This window comes from Blautia parvula, from assembly GCF_020215665.1.
GTDB classification, from domain to species: domain Bacteria; phylum Bacillota; class Clostridia; order Lachnospirales; family Lachnospiraceae; genus Blautia; species Blautia celeris.
Genome location: NZ_CP084061.1, coordinates 1,968,558 through 1,991,415 on the forward strand (window position 1 = coordinate 1,968,558; position 22,858 = coordinate 1,991,415).

A 22,858-nucleotide genomic window follows, 5' to 3' on the forward strand; every position below is an offset into this window, starting at 1 on the left:
AAAATCTGAGGTTTGTCCATCATTATTTGTCAAACGCTTTGAAAAAATCTCGACCTTTTTGGACATCCACATCCAATTGTCCCTTTAATTCCTGAAGGGAGGCGAATTTTCTCTCCGGCCTCAAATAGCGGTAAAAACGCACCTCTGCGTCCTGTCCGTACAAGTCCTCGTCACAGTCAAAAAGGTATGTCTCCACACCCAGAAAATGTTCCGCAACTGTGGGCTTATACCCTACGTTGGTAATTCCCTGGTATATTTTGTCACTAATGCGGGAACGGGTGATATAGACACCGTTGGGCGGCAGTTTCTTACAGACCGGAGGGATCAGGTTGGCAGTGGGGACGCCTATGGTACGCCCAAGCTGCCGCCCGTGCACGATCTCACCTCTGGTAAAATACACATATCCCAGAAGCTCATTGACCTTTTCCATATTTCCCTTTTCCAGTTCTTCCCGCACATAGGTGCTGCTGATCTCCCGGCTGCCGTCTTTTAATTTTTCTACTACGTCAACGGTAAATCCGTAAGTTTCTCCCATTTTTCGCAAAAGTTCGGGGGAACCTGCCCTGTCGTGCCCGAATCTGAAATCAGGGCCCACAGCCAGATACCTCACATGCATGCGGTTCACCAGGAACTCTTTTACAAATTCCTCTGCTTCCATGTGCATGAGCGTATCGGTAAAAGGACACTCCACCAGAATATCCATTCCCCGCTCACAGGCCAGCTCCTCCCGTTCCTCGTTGGTCAGAAGTCCCTTTGCAGGGGTATGTAGAAGCCTCACCACAGGCGACACGTCAAAAGTAAAGATAACCGCCTTACAGTTATCTTCTTTTTTCTCCCGTATGCAGTTCATAAGCTTCTGATGTCCTCTGTGCAGCCCGTCGAATTTTCCGAGGGTGACTGCACTTGTCTCCCCCTCGCCAAGCCGTGGCACATCTGTTGTATATATCATGGTGTCTCCTTTCTGCTCTCCGCAAAATCCTCCGGGGTGCAGAACATGGTAATCAGCCGAAACTGTTTTTTCTTCTCTTCAAATTCATACAGGCCGATAAAACGCCGGCTGCTGTCGTACATGCGGACTCTGGTGCCGTCCTCCATGACGCATTTGGCGGGAACCGCATTTCCGTTGCGGAGCATTTTGTCAAAACACGCCGGTGCCTGTATCTCTCCGTATTGGGAAAACATCTGCTCAATTGTGACAACATGGGACAGGACCGTGCCCGCTTCTGCCGCCTTCTCCACCTCTGAAAGCTTCAGGGCATCCTTCACGTCAAAGCGCTCCACACGGGTGCGCAGCAAACTTTCCATACAGCCGCCGCAGCCCAGCTTCTGACCGATGTCATGACACAGGGTCCTGATATAAGTACCCTTGGAGCAGGTAACCGAAAACCGCACAAGCGGAAGATTCATCTCGAGAATATCAATCCCGTAAAATACCACGCGGCGCGGCTTTCTCTCCACTTCTTTTCCCTCACGGGCAAGCTCGTAAAGCTTCCTGCCGTTTACCTTTAAAGCAGAATACATGGGAGGGATCTGCTGCTGCTCTCCGAGAAAGCTCTCGATACAGGCGCGCACGCCCGAAGGGTCGGCACAGACCTCTTTTTCCTCCAGCACAGTGCCTGTCATGTCCTGGGTATCTGTGGTGATCCCCAGATGCAGCACCGCCTCATATGTCTTCTGCTTATCTGTCAGAAGGTCACACAGCTTTGTGGCCTTTCCCAGACATACCGGGAGAACACCCTCCGCGTCCGGGTCCAGCGTACCTGTATGGCCAATCTTCTTTTGTCTTAAAATGCCCCGAAGCTTTGCCACAACGTCGTGGGATGTATACCCCTTTTCCTTGTATATGTTAATAACTCCGTTAATCACAGCATTTTTCCTTTATCTGTTTTTCTATATGTCCGGTCAGATTGTTGATCACGTCATAGACAGAGCCCTGCATGGTGCAGCCCGCTGCCTTCACATGGCCGCCGCCTGAAAAATAGCTGGCTACCATATTGACATCCACAGGACCGTTGGAGCGCATGCTCACTTTAAATTCCTGTGTCTTTACTTCATACAAAAAGACTGCAACTTCCACACCTTTTGTAATGCGGAGCTGGTCAACAATACCGTCTAAATCCTTTGGTTCCACACCGTAGAATTCCATATCGCGCTTTCTGATACACCCGATGATGCATTTTCCGTTCAGCAGCATAATGCTCTCCATCAGGCATCTGCCCAGGATCTGGTTCTGCACATAGCTTTTCCGGTAAAAGGTCTCATCAATGATCCTTGTAAAATCAATCCCTTTTTCCATGAGCTTTGCGGCAATGCGCATGGTCTCCGGAGTGGCAGAGGAAAATTTGAACACACCGGTGTCATGGGCCATCCCCATATAGATGGCCTCTGCCGCCTGCTTTGACACTTTTTCCTCATCCAGAAGGCCAAACAGCACCTCTGACGCGGAGCTTACATCCGGCTTCACCACATTGATATCACCAAAGCCCTTATTGCTCACATGATGGTCAATGCAGATTCGTTTCCGCGCTTTCTGATACGCTTCAGATGCCACACCGATGCGGTCCGACGTGCTGGTGTCAATGAGAAAGAACACATCATACACCTCATCCCCGCCGCACACGGTCCTGATCTCATCCAGATGTGAGATCAGGGAAAAGGCATCCCTGGGCTGTTCCAGATAGACATCTGTCTCAATCTCCGGATAATTTTCGCGCAGATAGAGGTAAAGCCCCATGCAGGAGCCTACACAGTCACCGTCCGGACGAACGTGTCCGGCGATGGCTGCCCTCTTGATTCCCTTCAGTTCACTCGCTATCTTCTCCATCCTCATGCACCTCCGATGCTGTGTCCTTTCTGCTGACCTCATCAATCAGCTTAGACATGGTTACGCCATATTCAATGGATTCGTCCAGAATAAACCGGATCTCAGGCGTATTTCTCAGGTTCACCGTCTTGGCAAGCTGCCTGCGGATATAGCTTTCCGCACTGCGAAGCCCTGCTAAGGTGTCCTTTTTCGCTTCTGCATCGCCAAGCACACTGATATATGCCTTGCAGGTTTTAAGGTCCGGCGCAACTTCCACTGCCGTGACGCTTGTCATCGGCTGGATGCGCGGGTCCTTGATACCGTTGCGGATGATCTCTGCCAGTTCTTTGTGAACCTCAGCATTCACCCGTGTATTTTTAATACTGTTTTTTCTCATAAAAGCTCTCCTATCTCGGCACTTCCACCATAATGTAAGCTTCTACCCTGTCTTCTTCCAAAACGTCGTTGAAGTCCTCGAATACGAGACCGCATTCATAACCTGCTTTTACTTCTTTTACATCATCTTTGAAGCGTTTCAGAGATGCCAGAACACCTTCGTAAATCTGTTCTTCGCCCCTGGTGATGCGGACCTTGCAGTTTCTCTGGAACATACCGTCCAGAACATAGCCGCCGGCAATGGTACCCACTCCGGATGCCTTGAATGTCTGACGTACTTCCGCATGGCCGATGACTTTCTCCTCGAATACCGGGTCCAGCATACCCTTCATGGCAGCTTCCACATCCTCGATGGCCTGATAGATGACACGGTACAGTCTTAAGTCAACACCCTCCTGCTCTGCAATGGCCTTAGCCGTAACATCCGGGCGTACATTGAAGCCGATGATAATGGCATTGGATGCGCTTGCAAGGGTAACATCAGATTCGTTGATGGCACCCACACCGCCGTGGATGACTTTCACCACAACCTCCTCGTTTGAAAGCTTCACAAGACTCTGTTTCACTGCTTCCACAGAACCCTGTACGTCGGCTTTTACGATCAGAGGAAGTTCTTTCAGATTACCTGCCTGAATCTGTGTGAACAGATCATCCAGGGACATCTTGGCTTTTGTCTCTTCCAGAAGACGGTTTTTATTTTCGGAAACAAAGGTAGCAGCAAAGTGTTTTGCCTCTTTGTCATTTTCTGTTGCAACCAGGATCTCTCCTGCGTTTGGCACGTCACTAAGACCCAGGATCTCTACCGGAGTGGACGGACCTGCCTCTTTTACTCTTCTTCCCTTGTCATCCATCATGGCACGGACTTTACCGGAGCATGCGCCGGCGGCAATGAAGTCACCTACACGCAGGGTTCCTTTCTGTACCAGGATCGTGGCAACAGGGCCTTTTCCTTTGTCAAGCTCTGCCTCGATCACGAGACCTCTTGCCATTCTCTTCGGATTGGCTTTCAGCTCTGAAACTTCCGCAGTCAGAAGGATCATCTCCAGAAGGGTCTCGATACCCTCCCCGGAATGTGCGGATACCGGTACAAAGATGGTGCTTCCGCCCCAGTCTTCCGGAATCAGCTCATACTCGGATAATTCCTGTTTTACTCTCTCAATATTGGCACTCGGCTTATCAATCTTGTTGATGGCAACAATGATCTCAACGCCTGCAGCCTTGGCATGGTTGATCGCTTCCACTGTCTGAGGCATCACACCGTCATCAGCGGCAACTACCAGGATCGCAATATCTGTAGCATTGGCACCGCGCATACGCATGGCAGTAAACGCCTCATGGCCCGGTGTGTCAAGGAAGGTGATCTTCTGATCATTGATGGTAACCACGTAGGCACCGATGTGCTGTGTGATACCGCCTGCCTCTCTGTCTGTCACATGGGTGTTTCTGATACAGTCCAGAAGAGATGTTTTACCATGGTCAACGTGGCCCATAACGCAGACTACCGGAGGTCTCGGAACCAGTAAGGAGGCATCTTCTTCATCTTCTTTCAGAAGTTCCGCGATCACATCTACCTTCTCTTCCGGTTCTGCGATGATATCGTACTCCAGAGCGATCTCCTGTGCCTTCTCAAAATCGATCTCATGGTTCACAGTGACCATGATACCGTCCATGAAAAGCTTCTTGACGATAACTGAGGGCTGCATTTTCATCTTCTCAGCCAGCTCGCGGATGGTCATTTTCTCCGGAAGCGTGATCTCTTTTACAACTTCCTTCTTCTCCTCCACCTTAGGCTGGGTGCTCGGTCTCTGCAGCGCTTTCGGCAGTCTCTGGTTCGGACGTCTTCCGCCTCCCTGGTTCGGGCGTTTTCCGGCTGCCTTGAAATCGTCTTTCTTGACATCCTTCTTCTTATTCTCACGGTTTAATTTGCGGCTGTCCTTCTCCACAAATTCCAGTTTGGGAGCATCTGCTTTGCCGCCTTTGTCTCTGTTAAATCCGCCGCCCTGACGGTTATCCGTACCTCTCTGACGGTTATCACCGAAGCGGTTCGGACCGGTGCCTGTTCTCGGACGATTATCACCGCCTCTGTTGTCGCTGCTGTAGCGCGGGCGGTCGCCTGTACCTGTTCTCGGACGGTTGTCACCGTTTCTGTTGTCGCTGCTGTAGCGCGGACGGTCGCCCGTACCTGTTCTCGGACGGTTGTCACCGTTTCTGTTGTCGCTGTTGTAGCGCGGACGATCACCTGTGTTTGTTCTCGGACGGTTGTCACCGTTTCTGTTGTCGCTGCTGTAACGCGGACGGTCGCCTGTACCTGTTCTCGGACGGCTGTCACCGTTTCTGTTGTCGCTGTTATAGCGCGGACGATCGCCTGTGCCTGTTCTCGGGCGGCTGTCACCGTTTCTGTTGTCGCTGTTATAGCGCGGACGGTCGCCTGTGCCTGTTCTCGGGCGGCTGTCACCGTTTCTGTTGTCGCTGTTGTAGCGCGGACGGTCGCCTGTGTTTGTTCTCGGGCGGCTGTCACCGTTTCTGTTGTCATTATTATAACGGTTCTGGCCGTCTCCGCTGCTGGTTCTTGGGCGGTTATCACTGTTTCTGTTATCGTTATTGTAACGATTCGGACGGTCTCCGTTTCTGTTGTCGCTGTTCGGACGATTATCCGTCCTGTTCTGAGTATTTGCTGTACTTTCCGTTTTCATTCCTCCCTGTGCCGGACGATTATTCCCCGGCTGGCTGCTGCTGTGCACACTGCCTGCTTCTGCAGGACGATTCTGTGGTTTTTGTTTTCTCTCAGGCATATGACTGGCGTTCTGCGGTCTGAAGACCTGGATCAGCTTTTTCTTTGGTTTCTCTTCTGCTGACGCCGCCGGCTTTGCAGAATCTGTGCTGGCTGCTGCCATATTTCCCTTTCTCAAGTTTGCTCGTATCATGCTCACGTGGTCATCCTCAAGGCTGCTCATGTGGCTTTTTACATCTATATTTTTGGATTTCAAAAAATCCATGACCTCCTTGTTGGTTTTATCTAATTCCCTTGCAATTTCATGCACTCTCAGTTTTGACATATATTGCCCTCCTTTTTATTTTCCCATCTGTTCCAGCTTTTTCTTCATCGCCACTGCGAAATTATCATCCGTCACACCCAGAGACGCGCGGTAATCCTTTCCAATGGCACCTCCCAACTCCTCCTTTGTTCCGACAACATACAGCGGCACCTTATAGTAAGTACACATGTCGGAAAACTTTTTTTTTGAATTATCTGATGCATCGCCTGCCACAAGGACAAGGCGCGCTTTTCCTGCCTTCACTGCTTTTTCCGTGGCAAACTCGCCGCTTACCACTCTTCCGGCTTTAGCCGCCAGTCCCAGAAGGGACAGTTCTTTACTGATGCTCAAGCTTATCAAACTCCTTTTCCAGGCTCTCATATACAGATACCGGAATCGCTGTCTTTAAAGAGCGCTCCAGTCCTCTGTTTTTGATGGCCTTCTGCAGGCATTCCTTGTCAAAACACAGATATGCCCCTCTGCCGTTCTTTCTGCCTGTGGCATCCAGAATGATCTCATCCTCCGGTGTCTTTAGAACACGGAGCATTTCCTTCTTGCTCTTCATCTCACCGCAGCCGGTACATTTCCGCATAGGGACTTTCCTGACCGTACCCATACTCTCACCTACTCTTCTTCACCGGGAAGCGGCAGATCGGAAGGTTCTTCATAGTTCTCTATTATGTCCTCTTCCCCGTATGCTTCCTCGTCGTAGCCTTCTTCTGTAAACTCTTCCTCTTCAAACTCTTCCTCATAGAAATCGAAATCACCGGACTCTCTGGCCTGTGTCTCGCTCTTGATATCGATTTTGAATCCTGTCAGCCTGGCTGCAAGTCTGGCATTCTGTCCCTCTTTGCCAATCGCCAGGGAGAGCTGGTAATCCGGAACAATGACCATAGCAGTCTTCTCATCCGGGTCAGCCATAACAGAGATGACTTTTGCGGGACTTAACGCATTCTCAATGAGAAGTGCCGGGTTGTCGCTCCAGTTGATAATATCAATCTTCTCGCCCCTTAACTCTTCCACAATAGCATTGACTCTGGCGCCGTTCATACCAACACAGGCACCCACGGGATCTACATCCGGGTCATTGCTCCACACAGCGATCTTCGTACGGGAGCCCGCTTCTCTGGCAATGCTCTTGATCTCCACCGTGCCGTCCTTCACCTCTGTGACCTCCGCCTCAAAAAGACGTTTCACCAGTTCCGGATGTGTCCTGGACACAAGGATCTTCGGTCCCTTGGGGGTATCTTTTACCTCCAGGATATACAGTTTGATCCTCTCTGTGGGGCGGAACACCTCTGTCTTCACCTGTTCGTTCTCTGTCAGGATGGCATCTGCCTTGCCCAGGTTGATGCTGTAGTTTCTGCCCAGGCTTCTCTGTACGATACCTGTCACAACATCTTTTTCCTTTCCGTAATACTGGTTGAAGATCACTTTTCTCTCTTCTTCACGGATTTTCTGCAGAATTACGTTCTTGGCATTCTGGGTGGCGATCCTTCCGAACTCCTTGGACTTGATCTCCACATTCACCACATCTCCCAGCTCATACTGGGAATTCATCATCTTGGCATTTGCCAGGCTGATCTCCATGACCGGGTCCATCACTTCCTCCACCACAGTCTTCTCCGCGTACACGCCGAAATCACAGGTCTCGGGGTTGATATTCACGTGCACATTGTCAGCCTTGCCGAAATGGTTCTTGCACGCCTGGATCAGGGACTGCTCAATGGCTTCCAAAAGCGTATCTTTGCTGATGGATTTCTCTTTTTCCAGAATATCCAGCGCCTCTAATAACTCTGTATTCATTTTTTTACATCCTCCTGAATTTCTTCTATATAATATCCACTGCTGTTAAAAGTCAAATGCCTGCCTGATCAGTGCAATGTCAGCCTTCAAAAAGGTGCGCTCCCCATCTTCATTCTCAATGGTCACGCTGTCCGCATCGTAGGCTTTCAGTATACCGTAGAATTCCTTCTCCCGGTCAATGGCACGGTAAGTTCTGATCTCCAGCTCTTTGCCCATGTTTCTTAAGTAGTCCTTTTCTTTTTTCAGTGGTCTTCCAAGACCCGGGGAACTCACTTCCATAATATAAGCAGTGTCGATAAAGTCTTCTTCATCCAGCTTTTCAGAAAATGCTCTGCTGACAACCTCACAGTCATCTACAGTAATGCCGCCTTCTTTGTCAATGTAGGCACGCAGATACCAGTTACTGCCTTCCTTCACATATTCCATATCCACAAGCTCAAACCCATTGCTCTCCAGTATGGGTGTTATCAGGGCTTCTGCTTTCTGCTCGTATTTTTCTCTCTGACTCATTCTTTCACCTTCTTCCGCATTTTCTGTCCGCTATTCGATAAAGTTATAACGGAACATTTATATTCGTGGCAACTTTATGGGTACTTAGTTTCCCACTACATAATAAGAGTGGACCGAAGGCCCACTCTTATGTTATCGTGATTATCAAGTTCTATACCAGAATACCACTAAAGCAGTAAAGTTGCAAGTGTTTTTATAACTATTCCTCCCACAACCACTATTCCGCGAGGTGTTTTGCGAAGCAAAATCCCGAGTTGGCCAGCGCCAAAATGCAATTTATTGCATTTTGTGTGCATCGCGAAGCGTGTTACTGTTCACAGAACTGCGCTTTTTGCAGGGCTGTGAATAGTTACGTGTTTTTTACCAATAGACCGTGAGGAGCATGTCCTCATCGCTGTATCCGATGTTCCACTGATAGGTTTCCCCCTCCTGGAACGGATAGGCATCCCGCACAGCCCGCTCGATCAGATCACCGTCCACCATGGCGGCTACAGCCTGCCGGTAACTGTCCGGATCGGCAAACTTGAAATCTTCCCGCTCCCTTCCTTCCGATATGGATGCAGTGAGTATATTGTAGAATTCATTCTCCTCATAGTATGAGTACCAGGTGCCGTTCATTTTGTAATAGTTATAGCTGTCATCTGTGCATTCCGGCAGCGGCAGAAGGTCGTCCGGTGTATGTGTAGCAAGGAGTGTGGCGGCATCACAGCACAGATAAGTGTAGGAGATCTCCTGCACGGCCCCTTCCTGTTTCTCCGAAAATCCCGGATTTGCCCAGGTGGTATCCACATAGTAATAATTCTCTCCTATCTTCACCAGATTCCATGCATGTTCCTCATCATTTGGCGCTGCTTTTCCGGTGACCAGCGTACAGAAAATTCCCATCTTTCCCAAAAGGTACTGGGTCGCTTTGGAAAATCCGGCACATACCGTGACCTGGTTTAAGAAGACGCTCTGAATATTCTGGTTGTTTGGGCAGGACTGGTCATATGCTGTATTCTGGCTCAAAAATTCGTAAATATACTTGATTTTCCCATATGTATCCGCATCTGCCGGTACCTGTGCGATCCACTGGTCTGCTGCCGCCTCAATGCCGGCTTTTGTGGATTCTATCTCTGCCTTATCTATATTGTACACAAGCTGCAGATCCACACTGCCGGCCGCCTCCGCGCTGCCGTCTCCCTGGAAGGTGTAGGACTGCTGGTCCAGCCAGAAAAATTCCGGATGGTCCACGAACACCATATTGTTGACCCGGTTGATATCTGCCTCCGTACAGGCATCCACAGTGACGATATCCTTATATTCCAGAATCCCGTTCAAAAGCTGTCGGTATAACTTCTGCTGGTCCTCTGTCAGGCTCTCATAACCATAGGGTATGTATTCGCCGTTTATATACTGAAGGGCATCCGCCTCCGCAATTTTCTCCTTCTCCGGCTCAAAGACCTGATAGATCTTCTTTTGTACGGATTCGGTCACACTTTCTTTTGTCTCCGCCTCCGTCTCTATCCCCCTGCCGCAGCCGGAAAACAGAAAGGAGACCAGGAGCGTCCCGCACAGAAGCAGGCTGTATACTCTTTTTCTCATAGGCATCTTCTCCTAGTCAAACCAATTCTTATGTTTAAAATACAAAATCTCTATGATAACGATCAGAAGCACCACACCGATAATGATAAAATAGCTGCCTTTATAGTAAAGCTCCGGCATATTCACAAAGTTCATGCCATACCAGCCGGTGATCAGCGTCAGGGGCATGAAAATAGTGGTGACGACGGTGAGGAACTGCATGATCTTGTTCTGCCGCTCCGCAGTTCTGGCCTGATACATTTCCCGGATCTGAAGGGTATATTCCCGCAGGTTTCTGGTGTTGTCCGCAAGGCGCTCTATTCTTTTTGCCATTACTCGGAAAAGGCGGCAGTCCTCCTCCCCGAGAAATCCCGTATAATTTTCCTCCAGCATTTCACAGAAGTCCGCAAGCTGGTCATAGTAGGTGTTCATGCGCAGAAGCTCCCTGCGCACAGTCAGCATCCTTGCCGGACAGTCCTTGATCTCCCGACGGAACAGCCCGTCCTCCAAGTCTGTCATCCTGAGTTCATACGCCTGGAGAAAACGGACATCATCTTCTAACAGGCGCTCCATAAATTCAAAGAGAAAATGCGCCACATAACTCTGCTCCTGGAACCGGATTTCCTCCATCTCTTTTACTATATGGGCCACAAATCCGGATTCGTCCACAAACAACAGCTTCTCCCTATCCATATAATACCCGAAGGAGATGGGTTTTTCCAGAAGTTTTTCTTTCTGGGGCACGGAAAAAGTTCCCACTACGCAGTCCTTCTGCAGCTCCGCCTTGCAGAAATGCACGTGCTCCAGGCTTCTTAAAAGCAGGCGCCCCGGACTGCTGTCCCCGTATTTTCTTTTGTAGGATTCCACTGTCAGTATCTCAATAAGGCAGTCTCCGGGAGCCAGAATTTCCTTTTCCCCGAGGCCTGACATTTTCTTATTCAAACGATATCTCATTAGGCCCTCCCGTATCGGCGCTGTTCCCTGCGGCCAAACCGGCCTGCTACAGCCTTACCTTTGTACCTTTTGTATCACGTTTTGCCAGCTTCAGCCGGTTCAGTGCCACACTCTTCTCCTTGTAGGTAACGGTATACTCTGTGCGGCCTTCCAGCAGGTAAGCGTGCTCCACCTCATCGTCCCCGGCAAGGCGAATACCGCGCACGCCGATGGCTGTTTTCTTCTTATCCGGAACCTCTTCCTTCAGAAAGCGCAGAAAAATGCCGTTCTTTGTCTGCAGCACCACATATTCCATGGGGTCGGCGATCTGTACCAGTACCAACTGGTCGCCTTCCGCCAGCTTTGTGGCTGCTATGGTCCGCTTGGACACATCAAATTCTGTTCCTGTCACCTGTTTCAGCATACCTGTCTTCGTGGCAAAGAACAGCATGGAATCTTTAATTCCGGAGAGGCTGGATACAAATACCATCTGCTCCGCAGAGCTGTCATAGTTGCTCACATTGTCAATGGGTGTGCCTTTATCTCTGAATTTTCCGTAGGGCAGGTCCAGCACCTTGATGGTATGCATTCTGCCGGAATCTGTAAACACACAGATCTTGTCCGTGTTCATACAGGAGAAAATATATTTATTCTCACTGTCCGCAGTCTCCTTATTCCGTTCATAGGCTGCCTTGTCGATGGTCCTGGCATACCCGAAACGATCCATGAGAAAGACAACTTCCATCTCTTCTATTTTCTTTTCCTCGTACACAGCTTCTGCTGCGTTTTCAATGGCAGTGAGACGCTTCTTTCCGAATTCTTTTTTCACGGCTCTGAGCTCGTCGATGATAACAGCTGCCATGGAGTCATAGTTGTTTAAGATATCCTCGTAGCGGGCAATATTTTTCAGCGTGGTCTCATGCTCTGCCATAAGTGCCTCCACTTCCAGGCCGATAAGCTTATAGAGACGCATATCCAGAATAGCAGCCGCCTGTCTTTCCGTAAACCGCAGCTTTCCTGCCTGCCGCTCGCTTGTCTTTGTCTTAAAGCGTATCCCCTCTGTGATACCGCTGACCAGGCAGTTTTTCACCTGTTCTCTGTTCTTGCTTCCCCTGAGGATCTCAATGATCAGGTCTATGACATCACAGGCCTTTATGAGACCTTCCTGTATCTCCTGTTTTTCCCGCTCTTTTGCAAGGAGTGTCTGATACTTTCTGGTAGCCACCTCGAACTGGAAATCCACATGGTACTCAATGACCTGTTTCAGACTTAAGATCTCAGGCCTTCCGTCCGCAACGGCAAGCATATTTACGCCGAAAGTGTCCTCCAGCCTTGTCTTCTTGTACAGCATGTTGGTCAGGTTCTCCACATCCGCGCCCTTTTTCAGTTCCAGCACAATGCGGATTCCCTCTTTTGAAGACTGGTTGGAGATATCCACAATATCCGTGGTCTTTTTTGTCTCCACAAGGGTTGCCACATCGTTCAGGAATTTGCCGATGTTGGCGCCGATCATGGTGTATGGGATCTCTGTGATGACCAGAAGGGTTCTTCCTGCTTTTCCCTTCTCCACCTCCACCTTGCCGCGGAGCTTGATCTTGCCGCTCCCGCTCTCATAGATGGCGGGAAGGTCATCCTTGTTGACCACGATTCCGCCTGTGGGGAAATCAGGGCCTTTGATGTATTTCATCAGCCCCTGCGTGGTGATGGTGTTATCCTTCATATAGGCGATGACACCGTCAATGACTTCGTTTAAGTTGTGGGGAGGAATACTGGTCGCCATACCTACGGCGATGCCGTCCGCTCCGTTTAACAACAGGTTCGGGACCTTCACGGGAAGCACTGCAGGCTCTTTTTCCGTCTCATCAAAGTTGGGAACAAAATCCACCACATTCTTGTCAAGGTCTGCCAGATATACCTCCTGGGTTATTTTCTCCAGACGGGCCTCTGTGTACCTCATGGCAGCCGCCCCGTCCCCTTCTATGGAGCCGAAGTTGCCGTGGCCGTCCACCAGGGTCTGGCCTTTTTTAAACTCCTGGGCCATGACCACCAGGGATTCATAGATTGAACTGTCTCCGTGGGGATGGTATTTACCCATGGTATCGCCTACGATACGGGCACATTTCCTGTATGGCCTGTCATAGCGGATCCCCAGCTCATACATATCGTAAAGGGTTCTCCTCTGCACCGGCTTTAAGCCGTCCCGCACATCCGGAAGGGCGCGGGCGACGATAACACTCATGGCATAGTCAATATAAGACTTCTGCATGATCTCCGAATATTCTGTTCTGATAATATTATCCTGTACGTTCGCCATTTTGCTCCTCCTATATGTCTAATTCCGCATCCTGGGCGTGCTCGTAGATGAATGCTTTCCGGGGAGGCACTTCCGTTCCCATCAGTACCTCTGTCACGTCGGATGCCATACGCGCATCCTCGATCTCCACCAGCTTCAAAAGCCTGGTCTCCGGGTTCAGGGTTGTCTCCCAGAGCTGCTGCGCGTCCATCTCACCGAGACCTTTGTACCGCTGCAGGGTGAAGGGGCCTTTGTGCCTTTTTCTGTAACGTTCCAGAGCCTTGTCGTCATAGAGGTATTCCTCTTTCCCTTTTGCGGGCATGGCTTTATAGAGGGGCGGCATGGCAATGTACACGTGTCCCTCATAGATCAGTTCCGGCATGAACCGGTAGAACAAAGTCAGAAGCAGGGTGGAAATGTGGGCACCGTCCACGTCGGCATCGGCCATGATGATGATCTTATCATAGCGCAGCTTGCTGATGTCAAAGTCATTGCCGTATCCCTCGGAAAATCCGCAGCCGAAGGCATTGATCATGGTTTTGATCTCCGCATTTGCCAGCACCTTGTCAATGGTGGCTTTCTCCACGTTGAGGATCTTACCGCGGATGGGAAGGATGGCCTGGAAGCTTCTGTCCCTGGCTGTCTTGGCACTTCCCCCGGCGGAATCTCCCTCCACAATGAAGATTTCACACAGAGAAGGGTCTCTTTTTTCACAGTTTGCCAGCTTGCCGTTGGAGTCAAAGGAGTATTTCTGCCTGGTCAGCAGATTGGTCTTGGCCTTCTCCTCCGTCTTTCTGATCTTTGCGGACTTCTCCGCGCAGGACAGAATGTTCTTCAGGGTGTCCAGATTTCTGTCCATAAATAAGACAACTTCTTCCCCTGTCACTTTTCCTGTGGCTTTGGCCGCGTCCTGGTTGTCCAGCTTAGTCTTGGTCTGTCCCTCAAACCGGGGAGAGGGATGCTTGATGGACACCACCGCCGTCATTCCATTTCGGATGTCCGCCCCTGTGAAGTTGGGGTCTTTTTCCTTCAAGACACCGAGTTCCCTGGCATAGTTGTTCATCACCGAAGTGAATGTGGTCTTAAAACCGGTCAGATGGGTGCCGCCCTCTGCATTGTAGATGTTGTTGCAGAAGCCCAGCACATTTTCCCGAAATTCATTGATATACTGGAAGGCAACCTCCACGGTGATGCCCTCGGATTCTCCCTTAAAATAGACAGGCTCATGGAGGATCTCACATTTTTTGTTCAGATCCTTGATAAAGCCCACGATACCTTCCGGCTCATGGAAGGTGATGCTCTCCGGTTCGTCCCCTCTCTTATCCTCAAATACAATGGTCAGCTCAGGATTCAGATAGGCAGTCTCGTGAAGACGGCTCTTCACCTCCGTGGCAGAGAATCGTGTCTTCTCGAAAATCTCCGCATCCGGCAGGAAATTCACCAGCGTACCTGTGGCTTTTGTCCTTCCGAGCTTCGGAAGCAGGCCCTCCTCCAGCTCAATGGTGGGGATTCCCCGCTCATAGTGGTCGTGATGGATATACCCCTCCCGGCTGATCTTGATATCCAGATATGTGGACAGAGCGTTGACCACAGAGGAGCCGACACCATGAAGGCCTCCGCTTGTCTTATACGCGGAGTCATCAAACTTTCCGCCTGCATGCAGTGTGGTGAATACAAGCCTCTCGGCTGACATCCCCTTTTCATGCATGCCCACAGGGATTCCACGTCCGTTATCCTCCACAGTGGCAGAGCCGTCCCGCTCCAGCGTCACGCGGATATCCGTACAGAATCCGGCCAGATGCTCATCCACCGCGTTGTCTACAATCTCATAAATCAAATGGTTCAAACCCTTCCGGGAAACACTGCCGATATACATACCGGGCCGTTTCCTTACAGCCTCCAGTCCCTCCAGAACTGTGATGCTGCTGGCATCATAGGTTGTTTTTTTTGCCATTCCTGTTCGTCCTTTCTATTTCAGTATACTCTCAATCGCTTTTGCAGCACCGTCATTCTCATTGGTGTCTGTCACTGCGCTGCTGATCTCCTTCACTCTGCTGCAGGCATTGCCCATAGCCACAGAGTATCCGGCATTTAAAAGCATTTCATAATCATTATTGCTGTCACCGACTGCCATGATTTCTTCCTGTCTGACCCCGATCATGTCGGCCAGCTTTACAATGGCATTCCATTTGCTCCATCTTCCGTGCACCACTTCTATATTATTGGGGATGACGGAAATGGGATGTACACCGGGGAGCATATCTATTTCCCTTATCAGCTTATCCTTTTCTTCCATTTTGGATACTAAAATATGTACCTTTCCCACACGGATTCCATCCTCTGCAAGAAGCTGCCTGTAGTCTGCTGTCATTTTGTTGGTGGCAAGAAGCTGGTCGCAGTATTCAACCGGAAGGCCGCACCTTCTTATAACTTCCTGCCCCTTTACATCCATATAGGCATCCTGTCCCGCATAGATTTCCACATATGTATCATACTGTGCCGCAAGCTCGTAGATCTTCCTGACATTGTCCATATCCATTTCATGAAAATACAGGACATCTCCTGTCCTGCCGTCGGTGATAACGGAGCCGTTACCGTTTATGAAATAGGAAATCTCCCTGAAATCTTTTAAAACAAACCGGGCATTGCGATAGGAGCGGCCCGTTGTGGGCACGATCAGGTATCCTTTTCTTCCCGCTTCCTCCACAGCTTCCCTGGTCCTCTCTGAGATGGTGCAGTCGTCCCGAAGAAGCGTACCGTCCAGGTCAATGGCTATCATTTTTAAATCTTTTCTCATCTTGGTTCTCCTGTTATTTGTTCGGATTCATTCGGCGGCTTTTCACACAGCCAAATACATACGCAGACAGCAGCCCGCAGCAGATGCCGATGACAATGCCCGCCATTACATCTGTAGGGAAATGCACATACAGGTACAGGCGTGAAAAGGCGATCAGGGCAGCCAGCACATAGGCGCAGATGCCGGCCTTTTTATTGCCCGTAAACAGCGCTGTGGCCGCGGCAAAGGAGGCCTGCGTGTGACCTGACGGAAAGGAATAGTCCTTCGGCACCCGGATCAGCAGCTCCACGGTGTCGTTGATCCAGCAGGGACGCTGCCTGGCCACCAGCGGCTTTAATATAATATTTCCAAACAAAGCGGATAATATCAGCGCCCCCAGCACAAGAACGCCATACTTTCTGTATTTCTTCACACAGAGCAGCACCAGACCAAGTACGATCCAGAACCATCCTGCGTTTCCAAGGGATGTGATAAATACTAAAATTTTGTCCAGCAGAGGGGTATGTATCTGCTGCAAAGCATCCAATATCGTAAATTCCCAACCCATATCTTTTTCCTTTCTGTTTCGGATTCGTCCTATATCATAACTTATTTTGGGGATTTTTTCAAATCTATTCTGTAATTCGGTAAATATGTGGGGTGACGGCAAAAAACCTCCGGCTCCCGGGATGGGAGCAGAGGTTCTTATCATCGGAATGTTGTTCGCTGCAGCAAAAGGCCGCTGTAGGATACAACATACTATTTTTTCACCCTGCAGAAGGTGTGCTTCTCTTTTTTAATTCTTCCTGAATATATGGCAATTCTTTATCCAATTTATAAAATTGTAATGCCAATACAGCCAGAAAATACAAAGCCGCCGGTACCACGGTAAACAAAAGGATCACGGAATTTACTGCCGAACTGCTTTGTACCACCGCAGTGCCGTCATAACCGCCCAGTGCTGTGACAAGTCCTAACATGCCGCTTGCCAAACCGGTTCCGACTTTACTGCAAAAACCCGATACACAAGTATAAATCCCTTCTCCTCTAACCCCGTTTTTATACTCACCATAATCCATACAATTGATAATTACATTTGAGGTAAGAATAAAAATGGGCATAAAAGATATAGAAAAGAATAATGCCGAAACCAATAACAGCGGCATACTTGTCACCCCTAATAACGGCAGCAGTTTTCCAACGGCACCAATCAGTAATGCAGCCGCCATCAAATTCTTCATTCCTATCTTCTTTGACAGCATAGGATAAAAAGCGATCGTCAATGGACCCGCAATGGATGTCACCGAAACAAGTGACATCATGGAAATATCCCCCACAACATACTTAAAATAGTAAGTTTGTGAATTCGCGACGATATTAGATGCAATATTTGTCATCAAAAGTGCCAATCCAAAAAACATCAGATAACGATTGCTAAATAACAGTTTTGCACTCTGTACAATTGTAAGTTTCTTTGATTTATCTTTCATTACAGTTTCAGCAGTACCATCCACTTCCGGAATAAGAAAAATTCGGATAAAGGATAAAACAATTGCAGGAATACAGATCATAGCAGCGATCGTTCTCCAGCCGGATGCCGTTTTTCCGATTTTATCGATTAATAAAGGAAGTAAAACGCTTAACACCACAGATGAAAATGCTGAGATCATTCCTGTCAATGCTCCGACAGACACCTGGTCCTCTTTATCTGTCACTGCCCTTGCAAGATATACGGTTCCTGCACAGGAATACAATGTCTGAAAAATCGAAAAAACCATTGTATATAAAATAAACACAAGAATTGCCGTTCCAACTGTTCCGATATTCGGAATGGAAAACAATATAAGCGTTGCGATCGCATAGAACGCAAAGGTGATATCATATGGTCTTGCCTTTCCCCATCTTGTATTTGTCCTATCAATCAAATACCCAGCCAAAATATCGGTCACTCCATCAAAAATCTTTGATAAAAGCAGCAGAAGGCCCACAAGTCCGGATGGCAGTCCTAAAACATCTGTTGAAAAATATGTAATATATCCAAGAAGAATCAGTACACATGCTGATCCGATCAGAGGCGCTGACCAAACAAAATAGAATAATTTTGAACGTTTACCCTTTTTATTCCTGATTGTAATCATTTGTTTTCCTTCTTTCCCACATAAAGAGTCGTATGTAATTCTGCATTCACATTCCCTCCAACCCATATGTCGATGACTGTTTCATCCTGAACATAGGCTTTTTTGCTGCTGCTGTAATAACGCAAATCATCTGCTGTCAATTTCAATGCAATTGTTCTGGTTTCACCCGGCATCAAATCTATCTTCGTAAATCCCTTCAACAGTCTCTTTGGTCTGGTGTCACTTCCATATCTCTGGTGGATATAGAGCTGCGCAATTTCAGCCCCTGCCCGGCTTCCTGTATTGGAAAGATTGAATCGCACAACAGCCTCTTCCCCTAACTGGATCTTCTCTTTTTCCAATACAAGATCGCTGTATTCAAATGTTGTATAACTCAGTCCATATCCAAACGGATATAAGGGAGTTCCCTCTTCATTCCAATACCTGGAATAAGGTTTTGGCTGATCTTCCGCTGGCTGATGTGTGAGATTTTCTGCATAGAATTTCGGACACTGTCCGGCACTTCTCGGAACTGTGATCGGTAATTTTGCACTTGGATTTACGTCTCCGAAGAGAATATTAGCAACTGCATTGCCGCCTTCCCATCCCGGCTGAAAAGCTTCTACAATGGCATCTATATGCTCATCGGCCCATGTAAGTGAAAGCGGTCGTCCGCCCAGGAGCACAAGTACAATCTGCTTTCCTGTTTCGTATACTTTCTCAAGAAGTTCCTGCTGTCTGCCGGGTAAATCAAGGGTTGTTCTCGATGCAGCTTCCCCTGACATATTGACTGCTTCTCCCAGCACCATGACAACCGTATCCACCTGTTTTGCCGCCTCAACTGCTTCTACAATTGCAAGTTCCGCTTCCTCATCCGTCTGCTTTTCTTTTTCCTTTTTGCCGCAAAAATCAGGAAGAATCTGAGAGACCATACTCGGAATATCTCTTTTTAACCATGCTCCCGGTCTGTAAATAATCTCTGCATCAGGAATCTTATTACGGATTCCCTCTAATACGGTTACTGCCTGCGGCACATTAGACATTCCGAGAATTCCTTCTGTGTCATCTTTTGCATCCGCAATTGGTCCGATCACAGCCAGTTTCTTAATATCTTTTGATAAAGGAAGAATGGATTCTCTGTTTTTAAGCAGTACAATACTCTGTTCTGCACTCCATAGAGCTTTTTTTCTATGTTCCCTTTCATCTTCCTCTGATTCTATGTCAGTGTACGGATGTTCAAATAATCCAAGTTCAAACTTAGTTTTCAGAATACGCCTTACCGCATCATCAATCTGCTCCTCTTTTATTTTTCCTTCACGGACAAGTTTGGCCAGAAACTGGACATATTGAAAGCTCCCCATATCCATGTCTACATGCGCATCCATTGAGCGCAAAACAGCGTCTTCTCCGTCTTTTGTCAGTCCCTGAGTGATAAGGCTTCCGATGGTTCCTGCGTCTGTCACCACGAACCCATTAAACCCCCATTCCTCTCTTAATACCTCATTTAAAAGAAAGTGATTGATCGTTGCGGGAACATTGTTCAAATCCATATAGGCGGTCATTACCGTCTCTGCGCCTGCTTTTAATCCTGCTTCAAATGTAGGGAAATACACATTGCGAAGCTCTGCTTCCGATAAAATGACCTGGTCGTAGTCTCTTCCTCCCATGCAGGCACCATACCCGGCAAAATGCTTGACACATGTCATCAGGGAATCTTGTGCGTTTAATGATTCACCGTGAAAACCCTGAATTTGTGCCTCTACAAGCTTTGATGCAAGGCAGGGATCTTCCCCCATGGTTTCCCCCACTCTTCCCCATCTGGTGTCTCTTGCAATGTCAGCGTTCGGGAAAAAGGTCCAGTGGATTCCATCTCTTCTGGCTTCCTCTGCTGCAGCACGCTGGCTTTCCCGAAGCACTTTGGGGTCCCATGAAGCAGCCATTGCCAACGGAATGGGGAATCCCGTTCTATATCCGTGGACTACATCCGAACCATATAAAATGGGAATCCCACATGGGCTTTCTTCTACTGCGATTTTCTGAATGGCATTTCTTTTTTCTTTATTTAGCAGGTATAACATAGAACCTGCAAGCCCCTTACGCGCCATATCTTCGGGGTCCGGTCCTCCGAATTCTTTCATCTGCTCCAATCCCCATACCTGGTTCATCTGTCCAATCTTATCCATCAAATTCATCTGTGCCAACAAGTTTTCCGTTCGTTCTTCTATTGAAAGCTCCGGATTGAGATATGTTTTATCCTGTAACATGGTTATTTCCTCCTGATCTCTGCCTGTCCACGGCCACATAATTTTTATTTATTTAAATCCTGCACTATCTGCATCAGCTGCTCCCTTGTCATTCCGCCGAAACTTTCCAGTATCCCCAGGGGCATTTCCAGAAACATTCTCTGCTGCATTTTCGCCGCACCTTCTCCCAACACGTCAAAGGTGCTTTCTTCCTCTCCCTTCGACATGGGAAGCATCAGCTGCTCCAATACAGCACGTCCCTTTGCTGTTTTTAACAGGCTGCCGACATTTGACTCCAAGGTGTAATGGTATGGCAGCTCTGCACTGCTGTCCACATGAACAATTTCTCTTAATCGGATATCTCTGCTTGAGGCACCGATCTCAATGGCAAAATCGCCGCTTTCCACATACCAGTCATGAATTTTTGTTTCATAGTAAGCAAAACTTCTCTTATCCAAAAGAAACTCTACCTGTTTTTCCTGATTCGGATTCAAGTCAGTCTTTACAAAACCTTTTAATTCTCTCACCGGTCTGTCCACACTGCTTTCCAAATCTCTGACATAAAGCTGTACGACTTCCTTTCCGTAAACAGAACCGGTATTTTTTATTTTACATGTAACCCGCACAGTTTCTGTATCTGACAAAGTCGATTTTTCGACCTTTAAGTCGCTGTACGCAAAATCTGTATAAGAACATCCGTGTCCAAACGGGAACTGCACATCCATTTCTTTTTTGTCATAATAACGATATCCCATATAAATCCGCTCACAGTAATCAGCGATACCGTCCGGTCCCGGGAAATTCAGATAAGCCGGGGTATCCGGCAATTTTTTTGCCCATGTCTCTGCCAGCTTTCCGCTCGGATTGTCCTGTCCATATAGCAAACGGACCGCTGCGGCTCCAACCTGCTGTCCTCCCAGATGCATACACAACACCGCTTTCACTTTTTTAAGCCACGGCAGATGCATAGGGGAACCGCCATGCAGTACAACAACCAGATTCTTCTGTACTTCTGAAATTTCTTCGATCAGTCTGTTCTGATTGTCAGGGAGCTGATCATGTTCCCTGTCAAAGCCTTCCGATTCAAAGGAATCCGGCAATCCGGCAAATACAACTGCAACATCTGCCTGTTTTGCTGCCTTTACAGCCTCCTGTACCAATTCCTCATCTGCTGATTCCGTTTCTGCGTGATATCCTTTTGCATAGGCAACGCAATATTTTTTCGCTGCCTCTAATGCACTTGTCACACGGTTCGCATTAATATGGCTGCTGCCGCTTCCCTGATAACGTGGTTTCTCCGCAAACGCGCCGATAAATACAGCCTTTTTTTCAGTACTGATCGGCAATACTTTTTCGTCACACGAATCATTTTTCAGCAGTACCGCACACTGAACAGCCAGTTCTTCGCTTAATTTTGCTAATTCCTCTCTATCAATACCGGTATTTTCCTGTTTCTGTTCCTGATAGTCGAAAATGAACTGCAAGACATCAGCGACAATAGCATCCACTTCCGATTTCGTCACCTTACCGCTCTCCAAAGCGGCTTTTAATGCTGCCTCATGGGTACCATATCCTCCCGGCATAACCAGATTCAACCCTGCCCGGATGCCCTTTACCACATCCTTTGCAGCGCCCCAGTCTGTGACAACAAAACCATCAAATCCCCACTTTTTACGAAGAATATCTGTCAACAGCATTTTGTTTTCTGAACAGAATTCTCCGTTGACCGCATTGTAAGCACACATTACACTGCGTGTTTTTCCTTCTTTTACAGCCATCTCAAAAGCCGGAAGATAGATCTCATGCAGGGTTCGTTCGTCCATATTGGAAGAACCATTCATACGCATGGTTTCCTGGTTATTAGCCGCAAAATGCTTTACACAGGCTGCGACGCCCTGCTTCTGCAGGCTCCTGATATAAGCACCCGCCAGTTTTCCCGCCAGATAAGGATCCTCACTGAAATATTCAAAGTTTCTTCCGCACAGGGGACTTCTCTTCATATTCAGTCCCGGTCCGAGAAGCATACCCACATCCTCTGCCTGACATTCTCTTCCCAATGCCTCTCCAAGCTGTTCCAGAACATTTTCATCAAAACCGGAGGCCAATGCCGATGCACTCGGATAACAAACCGTCTTAATACTTTCGTGAATTCCCATATGGTCACTTTCGCCCTCCTGTTTGCGAAGACCATGAGGGCCGTCGCACATCATCACGGATGGGATCCCGAGTCTCTCTACTTTTTCCGTGTGCCAGAAATCAGCACCGGAACAAAGTGCGATTTTCTCATCTAACGTCAGCATATTCAACATTTCTTCCACTTTTTTCCTCATAATTTTTTCCTCCTGCATGTTTTCCTAATCACTCTTTCTGCCCGGATAGGACT

General features: G+C 48.3%; 18 protein-coding genes. All 18 read right to left on the reverse strand.

Features of this window, described 5'->3' with window-relative positions; genetic code table 11:
- Window positions 1-22 precede the first annotated feature (22 nt).
- Window positions 23-949, reverse strand: a complete 927-nt coding sequence (locus LC508_RS09305) for a bifunctional riboflavin kinase/FAD synthetase (protein ID WP_033143291.1) — start codon at window positions 947-949, stop codon at window positions 23-25.
- Complete coding sequence (truB, locus tag LC508_RS09310; protein ID WP_033143292.1) at window positions 946-1,866, reverse strand: tRNA pseudouridine(55) synthase TruB; 921 nt, start codon at window positions 1,864-1,866, stop codon at window positions 946-948. The genes LC508_RS09305 and truB overlap by 4 nt, the downstream gene beginning before the upstream one ends.
- Complete coding sequence (locus tag LC508_RS09315) at window positions 1,859-2,824, reverse strand: DHH family phosphoesterase (RefSeq protein WP_033143293.1); 966 nt, start codon at window positions 2,822-2,824, stop codon at window positions 1,859-1,861. Before LC508_RS09315 ends, truB begins: the two co-directional genes overlap by 8 nt.
- Window positions 2,805-3,200 carry a 30S ribosome-binding factor RbfA gene (gene rbfA / locus LC508_RS09320; protein WP_033143294.1) on the reverse strand — a complete coding sequence of 132 codons (396 nt, stop codon included), beginning with the start codon at window positions 3,198-3,200 and terminating at the stop codon, window positions 2,805-2,807. The genes LC508_RS09315 and rbfA overlap by 20 nt, the downstream gene beginning before the upstream one ends.
- A 10-nt stretch (window positions 3,201-3,210) precedes the next feature.
- Complete coding sequence (infB, locus tag LC508_RS09325) at window positions 3,211-6,255, reverse strand: translation initiation factor IF-2 (protein ID WP_118593895.1); 3,045 nt, start codon at window positions 6,253-6,255, stop codon at window positions 3,211-3,213.
- Between the two features lie 15 nt (window positions 6,256-6,270).
- On the reverse strand, window positions 6,271-6,615 hold the full coding sequence (locus tag LC508_RS09330) for a L7Ae/L30e/S12e/Gadd45 family ribosomal protein (RefSeq protein WP_390424989.1): 345 nt from the start codon (window positions 6,613-6,615) through the stop codon (window positions 6,271-6,273).
- Window positions 6,572-6,850 (reverse strand): RNase P modulator RnpM, encoded by a 279-nt coding sequence (rnpM, locus tag LC508_RS09335; RefSeq protein ID WP_033143297.1) that lies wholly within the window; start codon window positions 6,848-6,850, stop codon window positions 6,572-6,574. The genes LC508_RS09330 and rnpM overlap by 44 nt, the downstream gene beginning before the upstream one ends.
- An 8-nt stretch (window positions 6,851-6,858) precedes the next feature.
- The gene (gene nusA / locus LC508_RS09340) at window positions 6,859-8,040 is read right to left on the reverse strand and encodes a transcription termination factor NusA (protein WP_033143298.1); all 1,182 of its coding nucleotides are present in this window, start codon (window positions 8,038-8,040) and stop codon (window positions 6,859-6,861) included.
- A 45-nt stretch (window positions 8,041-8,085) separates the two neighbouring features.
- On the reverse strand, window positions 8,086-8,550 hold the full coding sequence (locus tag LC508_RS09345; RefSeq protein WP_033143299.1) for a ribosome maturation factor RimP: 465 nt from the start codon (window positions 8,548-8,550) through the stop codon (window positions 8,086-8,088).
- A 360-nt stretch (window positions 8,551-8,910) separates the two neighbouring features.
- Complete coding sequence (locus tag LC508_RS09350) at window positions 8,911-10,134, reverse strand: transglutaminase domain-containing protein (protein ID WP_054352796.1); 1,224 nt, start codon at window positions 10,132-10,134, stop codon at window positions 8,911-8,913.
- A 12-nt stretch (window positions 10,135-10,146) separates the two neighbouring features.
- A complete protein-coding gene (locus tag LC508_RS09355) occupies window positions 10,147-11,067 on the reverse strand; it encodes a magnesium transporter CorA family protein (RefSeq protein ID WP_054352795.1) in 921 nt (306 codons plus the stop codon).
- Between the two features lie 46 nt (window positions 11,068-11,113).
- The gene (locus tag LC508_RS09360) at window positions 11,114-13,360 is read right to left on the reverse strand and encodes a DNA gyrase/topoisomerase IV subunit A (protein WP_118593894.1); all 2,247 of its coding nucleotides are present in this window, start codon (window positions 13,358-13,360) and stop codon (window positions 11,114-11,116) included.
- Between the two features lie 10 nt (window positions 13,361-13,370).
- A complete protein-coding gene (locus tag LC508_RS09365; RefSeq protein ID WP_103732210.1) occupies window positions 13,371-15,293 on the reverse strand; it encodes a DNA gyrase/topoisomerase IV subunit B in 1,923 nt (640 codons plus the stop codon).
- A gap of 15 nt (window positions 15,294-15,308) precedes the next feature.
- The gene (locus LC508_RS09370) at window positions 15,309-16,136 is read right to left on the reverse strand and encodes a Cof-type HAD-IIB family hydrolase (RefSeq protein ID WP_103732209.1); all 828 of its coding nucleotides are present in this window, start codon (window positions 16,134-16,136) and stop codon (window positions 15,309-15,311) included.
- Between the two features lie 13 nt (window positions 16,137-16,149).
- Entirely contained in the window at window positions 16,150-16,683 is a 534-nt protein-coding gene (locus tag LC508_RS09375; protein ID WP_103732213.1) for a phosphatase PAP2 family protein, read from the reverse strand.
- A 199-nt stretch (window positions 16,684-16,882) separates the two neighbouring features.
- Window positions 16,883-18,253: an MFS transporter gene (locus LC508_RS09380; protein WP_158587268.1), complete on the reverse strand. Its 1,371-nt coding sequence runs from the start codon at window positions 18,251-18,253 to the stop codon at window positions 16,883-16,885.
- Window positions 18,250-20,496 carry a glycoside hydrolase family 3 N-terminal domain-containing protein gene (locus tag LC508_RS09385; RefSeq protein WP_158587267.1) on the reverse strand — a complete coding sequence of 749 codons (2,247 nt, stop codon included), beginning with the start codon at window positions 20,494-20,496 and terminating at the stop codon, window positions 18,250-18,252. The genes LC508_RS09380 and LC508_RS09385 overlap by 4 nt, the downstream gene beginning before the upstream one ends.
- A gap of 44 nt (window positions 20,497-20,540) precedes the next feature.
- Window positions 20,541-22,805, reverse strand: coding sequence for a glycoside hydrolase family 3 C-terminal domain-containing protein (locus tag LC508_RS09390; RefSeq protein WP_118593893.1), 2,265 nt, complete (start codon window positions 22,803-22,805; stop codon window positions 20,541-20,543).
- Window positions 22,806-22,858: the final 53 nt, after the last annotated feature.

Excerpts from the sequence above, each read along its gene's own strand:
- LC508_RS09355 (WP_054352795.1), bottom strand. The coding sequence starts at position 11,067 with ATGAGATATCGTTTGAATAAGAAAATGTCAGGCCTCGGGGAAAAGGAA.
- LC508_RS09370 (WP_103732209.1), bottom strand. The coding sequence starts at position 16,136 with ATGAGAAAAGATTTAAAAATGATAGCCATTGACCTGGACGGTACGCTT.
- LC508_RS09385 (WP_158587267.1), bottom strand. The coding sequence starts at position 20,496 with ATGTTACAGGATAAAACATATCTCAATCCGGAGCTTTCAATAGAAGAA.
- infB (WP_118593895.1), bottom strand. The coding sequence starts at position 6,255 with ATGTCAAAACTGAGAGTGCATGAAATTGCAAGGGAATTAGATAAAACC.
- rbfA (WP_033143294.1), bottom strand. The coding sequence starts at position 3,200 with ATGAGAAAAAACAGTATTAAAAATACACGGGTGAATGCTGAGGTTCAC.
- LC508_RS09380 (WP_158587268.1), bottom strand. The coding sequence starts at position 18,253 with ATGATTACAATCAGGAATAAAAAGGGTAAACGTTCAAAATTATTCTAT.
- LC508_RS09305 (WP_033143291.1), bottom strand. The coding sequence starts at position 949 with ATGATATATACAACAGATGTGCCACGGCTTGGCGAGGGGGAGACAAGT.
- LC508_RS09360 (WP_118593894.1), bottom strand. The coding sequence starts at position 13,360 with ATGGCGAACGTACAGGATAATATTATCAGAACAGAATATTCGGAGATC.
- LC508_RS09330 (WP_390424989.1), bottom strand. The coding sequence starts at position 6,615 with ATGAGAGCCTGGAAAAGGAGTTTGATAAGCTTGAGCATCAGTAAAGAA.
- LC508_RS09350 (WP_054352796.1), bottom strand. The coding sequence starts at position 10,134 with ATGAGAAAAAGAGTATACAGCCTGCTTCTGTGCGGGACGCTCCTGGTC.
- LC508_RS09345 (WP_033143299.1), bottom strand. The coding sequence starts at position 8,550 with ATGAGTCAGAGAGAAAAATACGAGCAGAAAGCAGAAGCCCTGATAACA.
- LC508_RS09375 (WP_103732213.1), bottom strand. The coding sequence starts at position 16,683 with ATGGGTTGGGAATTTACGATATTGGATGCTTTGCAGCAGATACATACC.
- nusA (WP_033143298.1), bottom strand. The coding sequence starts at position 8,040 with ATGAATACAGAGTTATTAGAGGCGCTGGATATTCTGGAAAAAGAGAAA.
- rnpM (WP_033143297.1), bottom strand. The coding sequence starts at position 6,850 with ATGGGTACGGTCAGGAAAGTCCCTATGCGGAAATGTACCGGCTGCGGT.
- LC508_RS09390 (WP_118593893.1), bottom strand. The coding sequence starts at position 22,805 with ATGAGGAAAAAAGTGGAAGAAATGTTGAATATGCTGACGTTAGATGAG.
- LC508_RS09315 (WP_033143293.1), bottom strand. The coding sequence starts at position 2,824 with ATGGAGAAGATAGCGAGTGAACTGAAGGGAATCAAGAGGGCAGCCATC.
- LC508_RS09365 (WP_103732210.1), bottom strand. The coding sequence starts at position 15,293 with ATGGCAAAAAAAACAACCTATGATGCCAGCAGCATCACAGTTCTGGAG.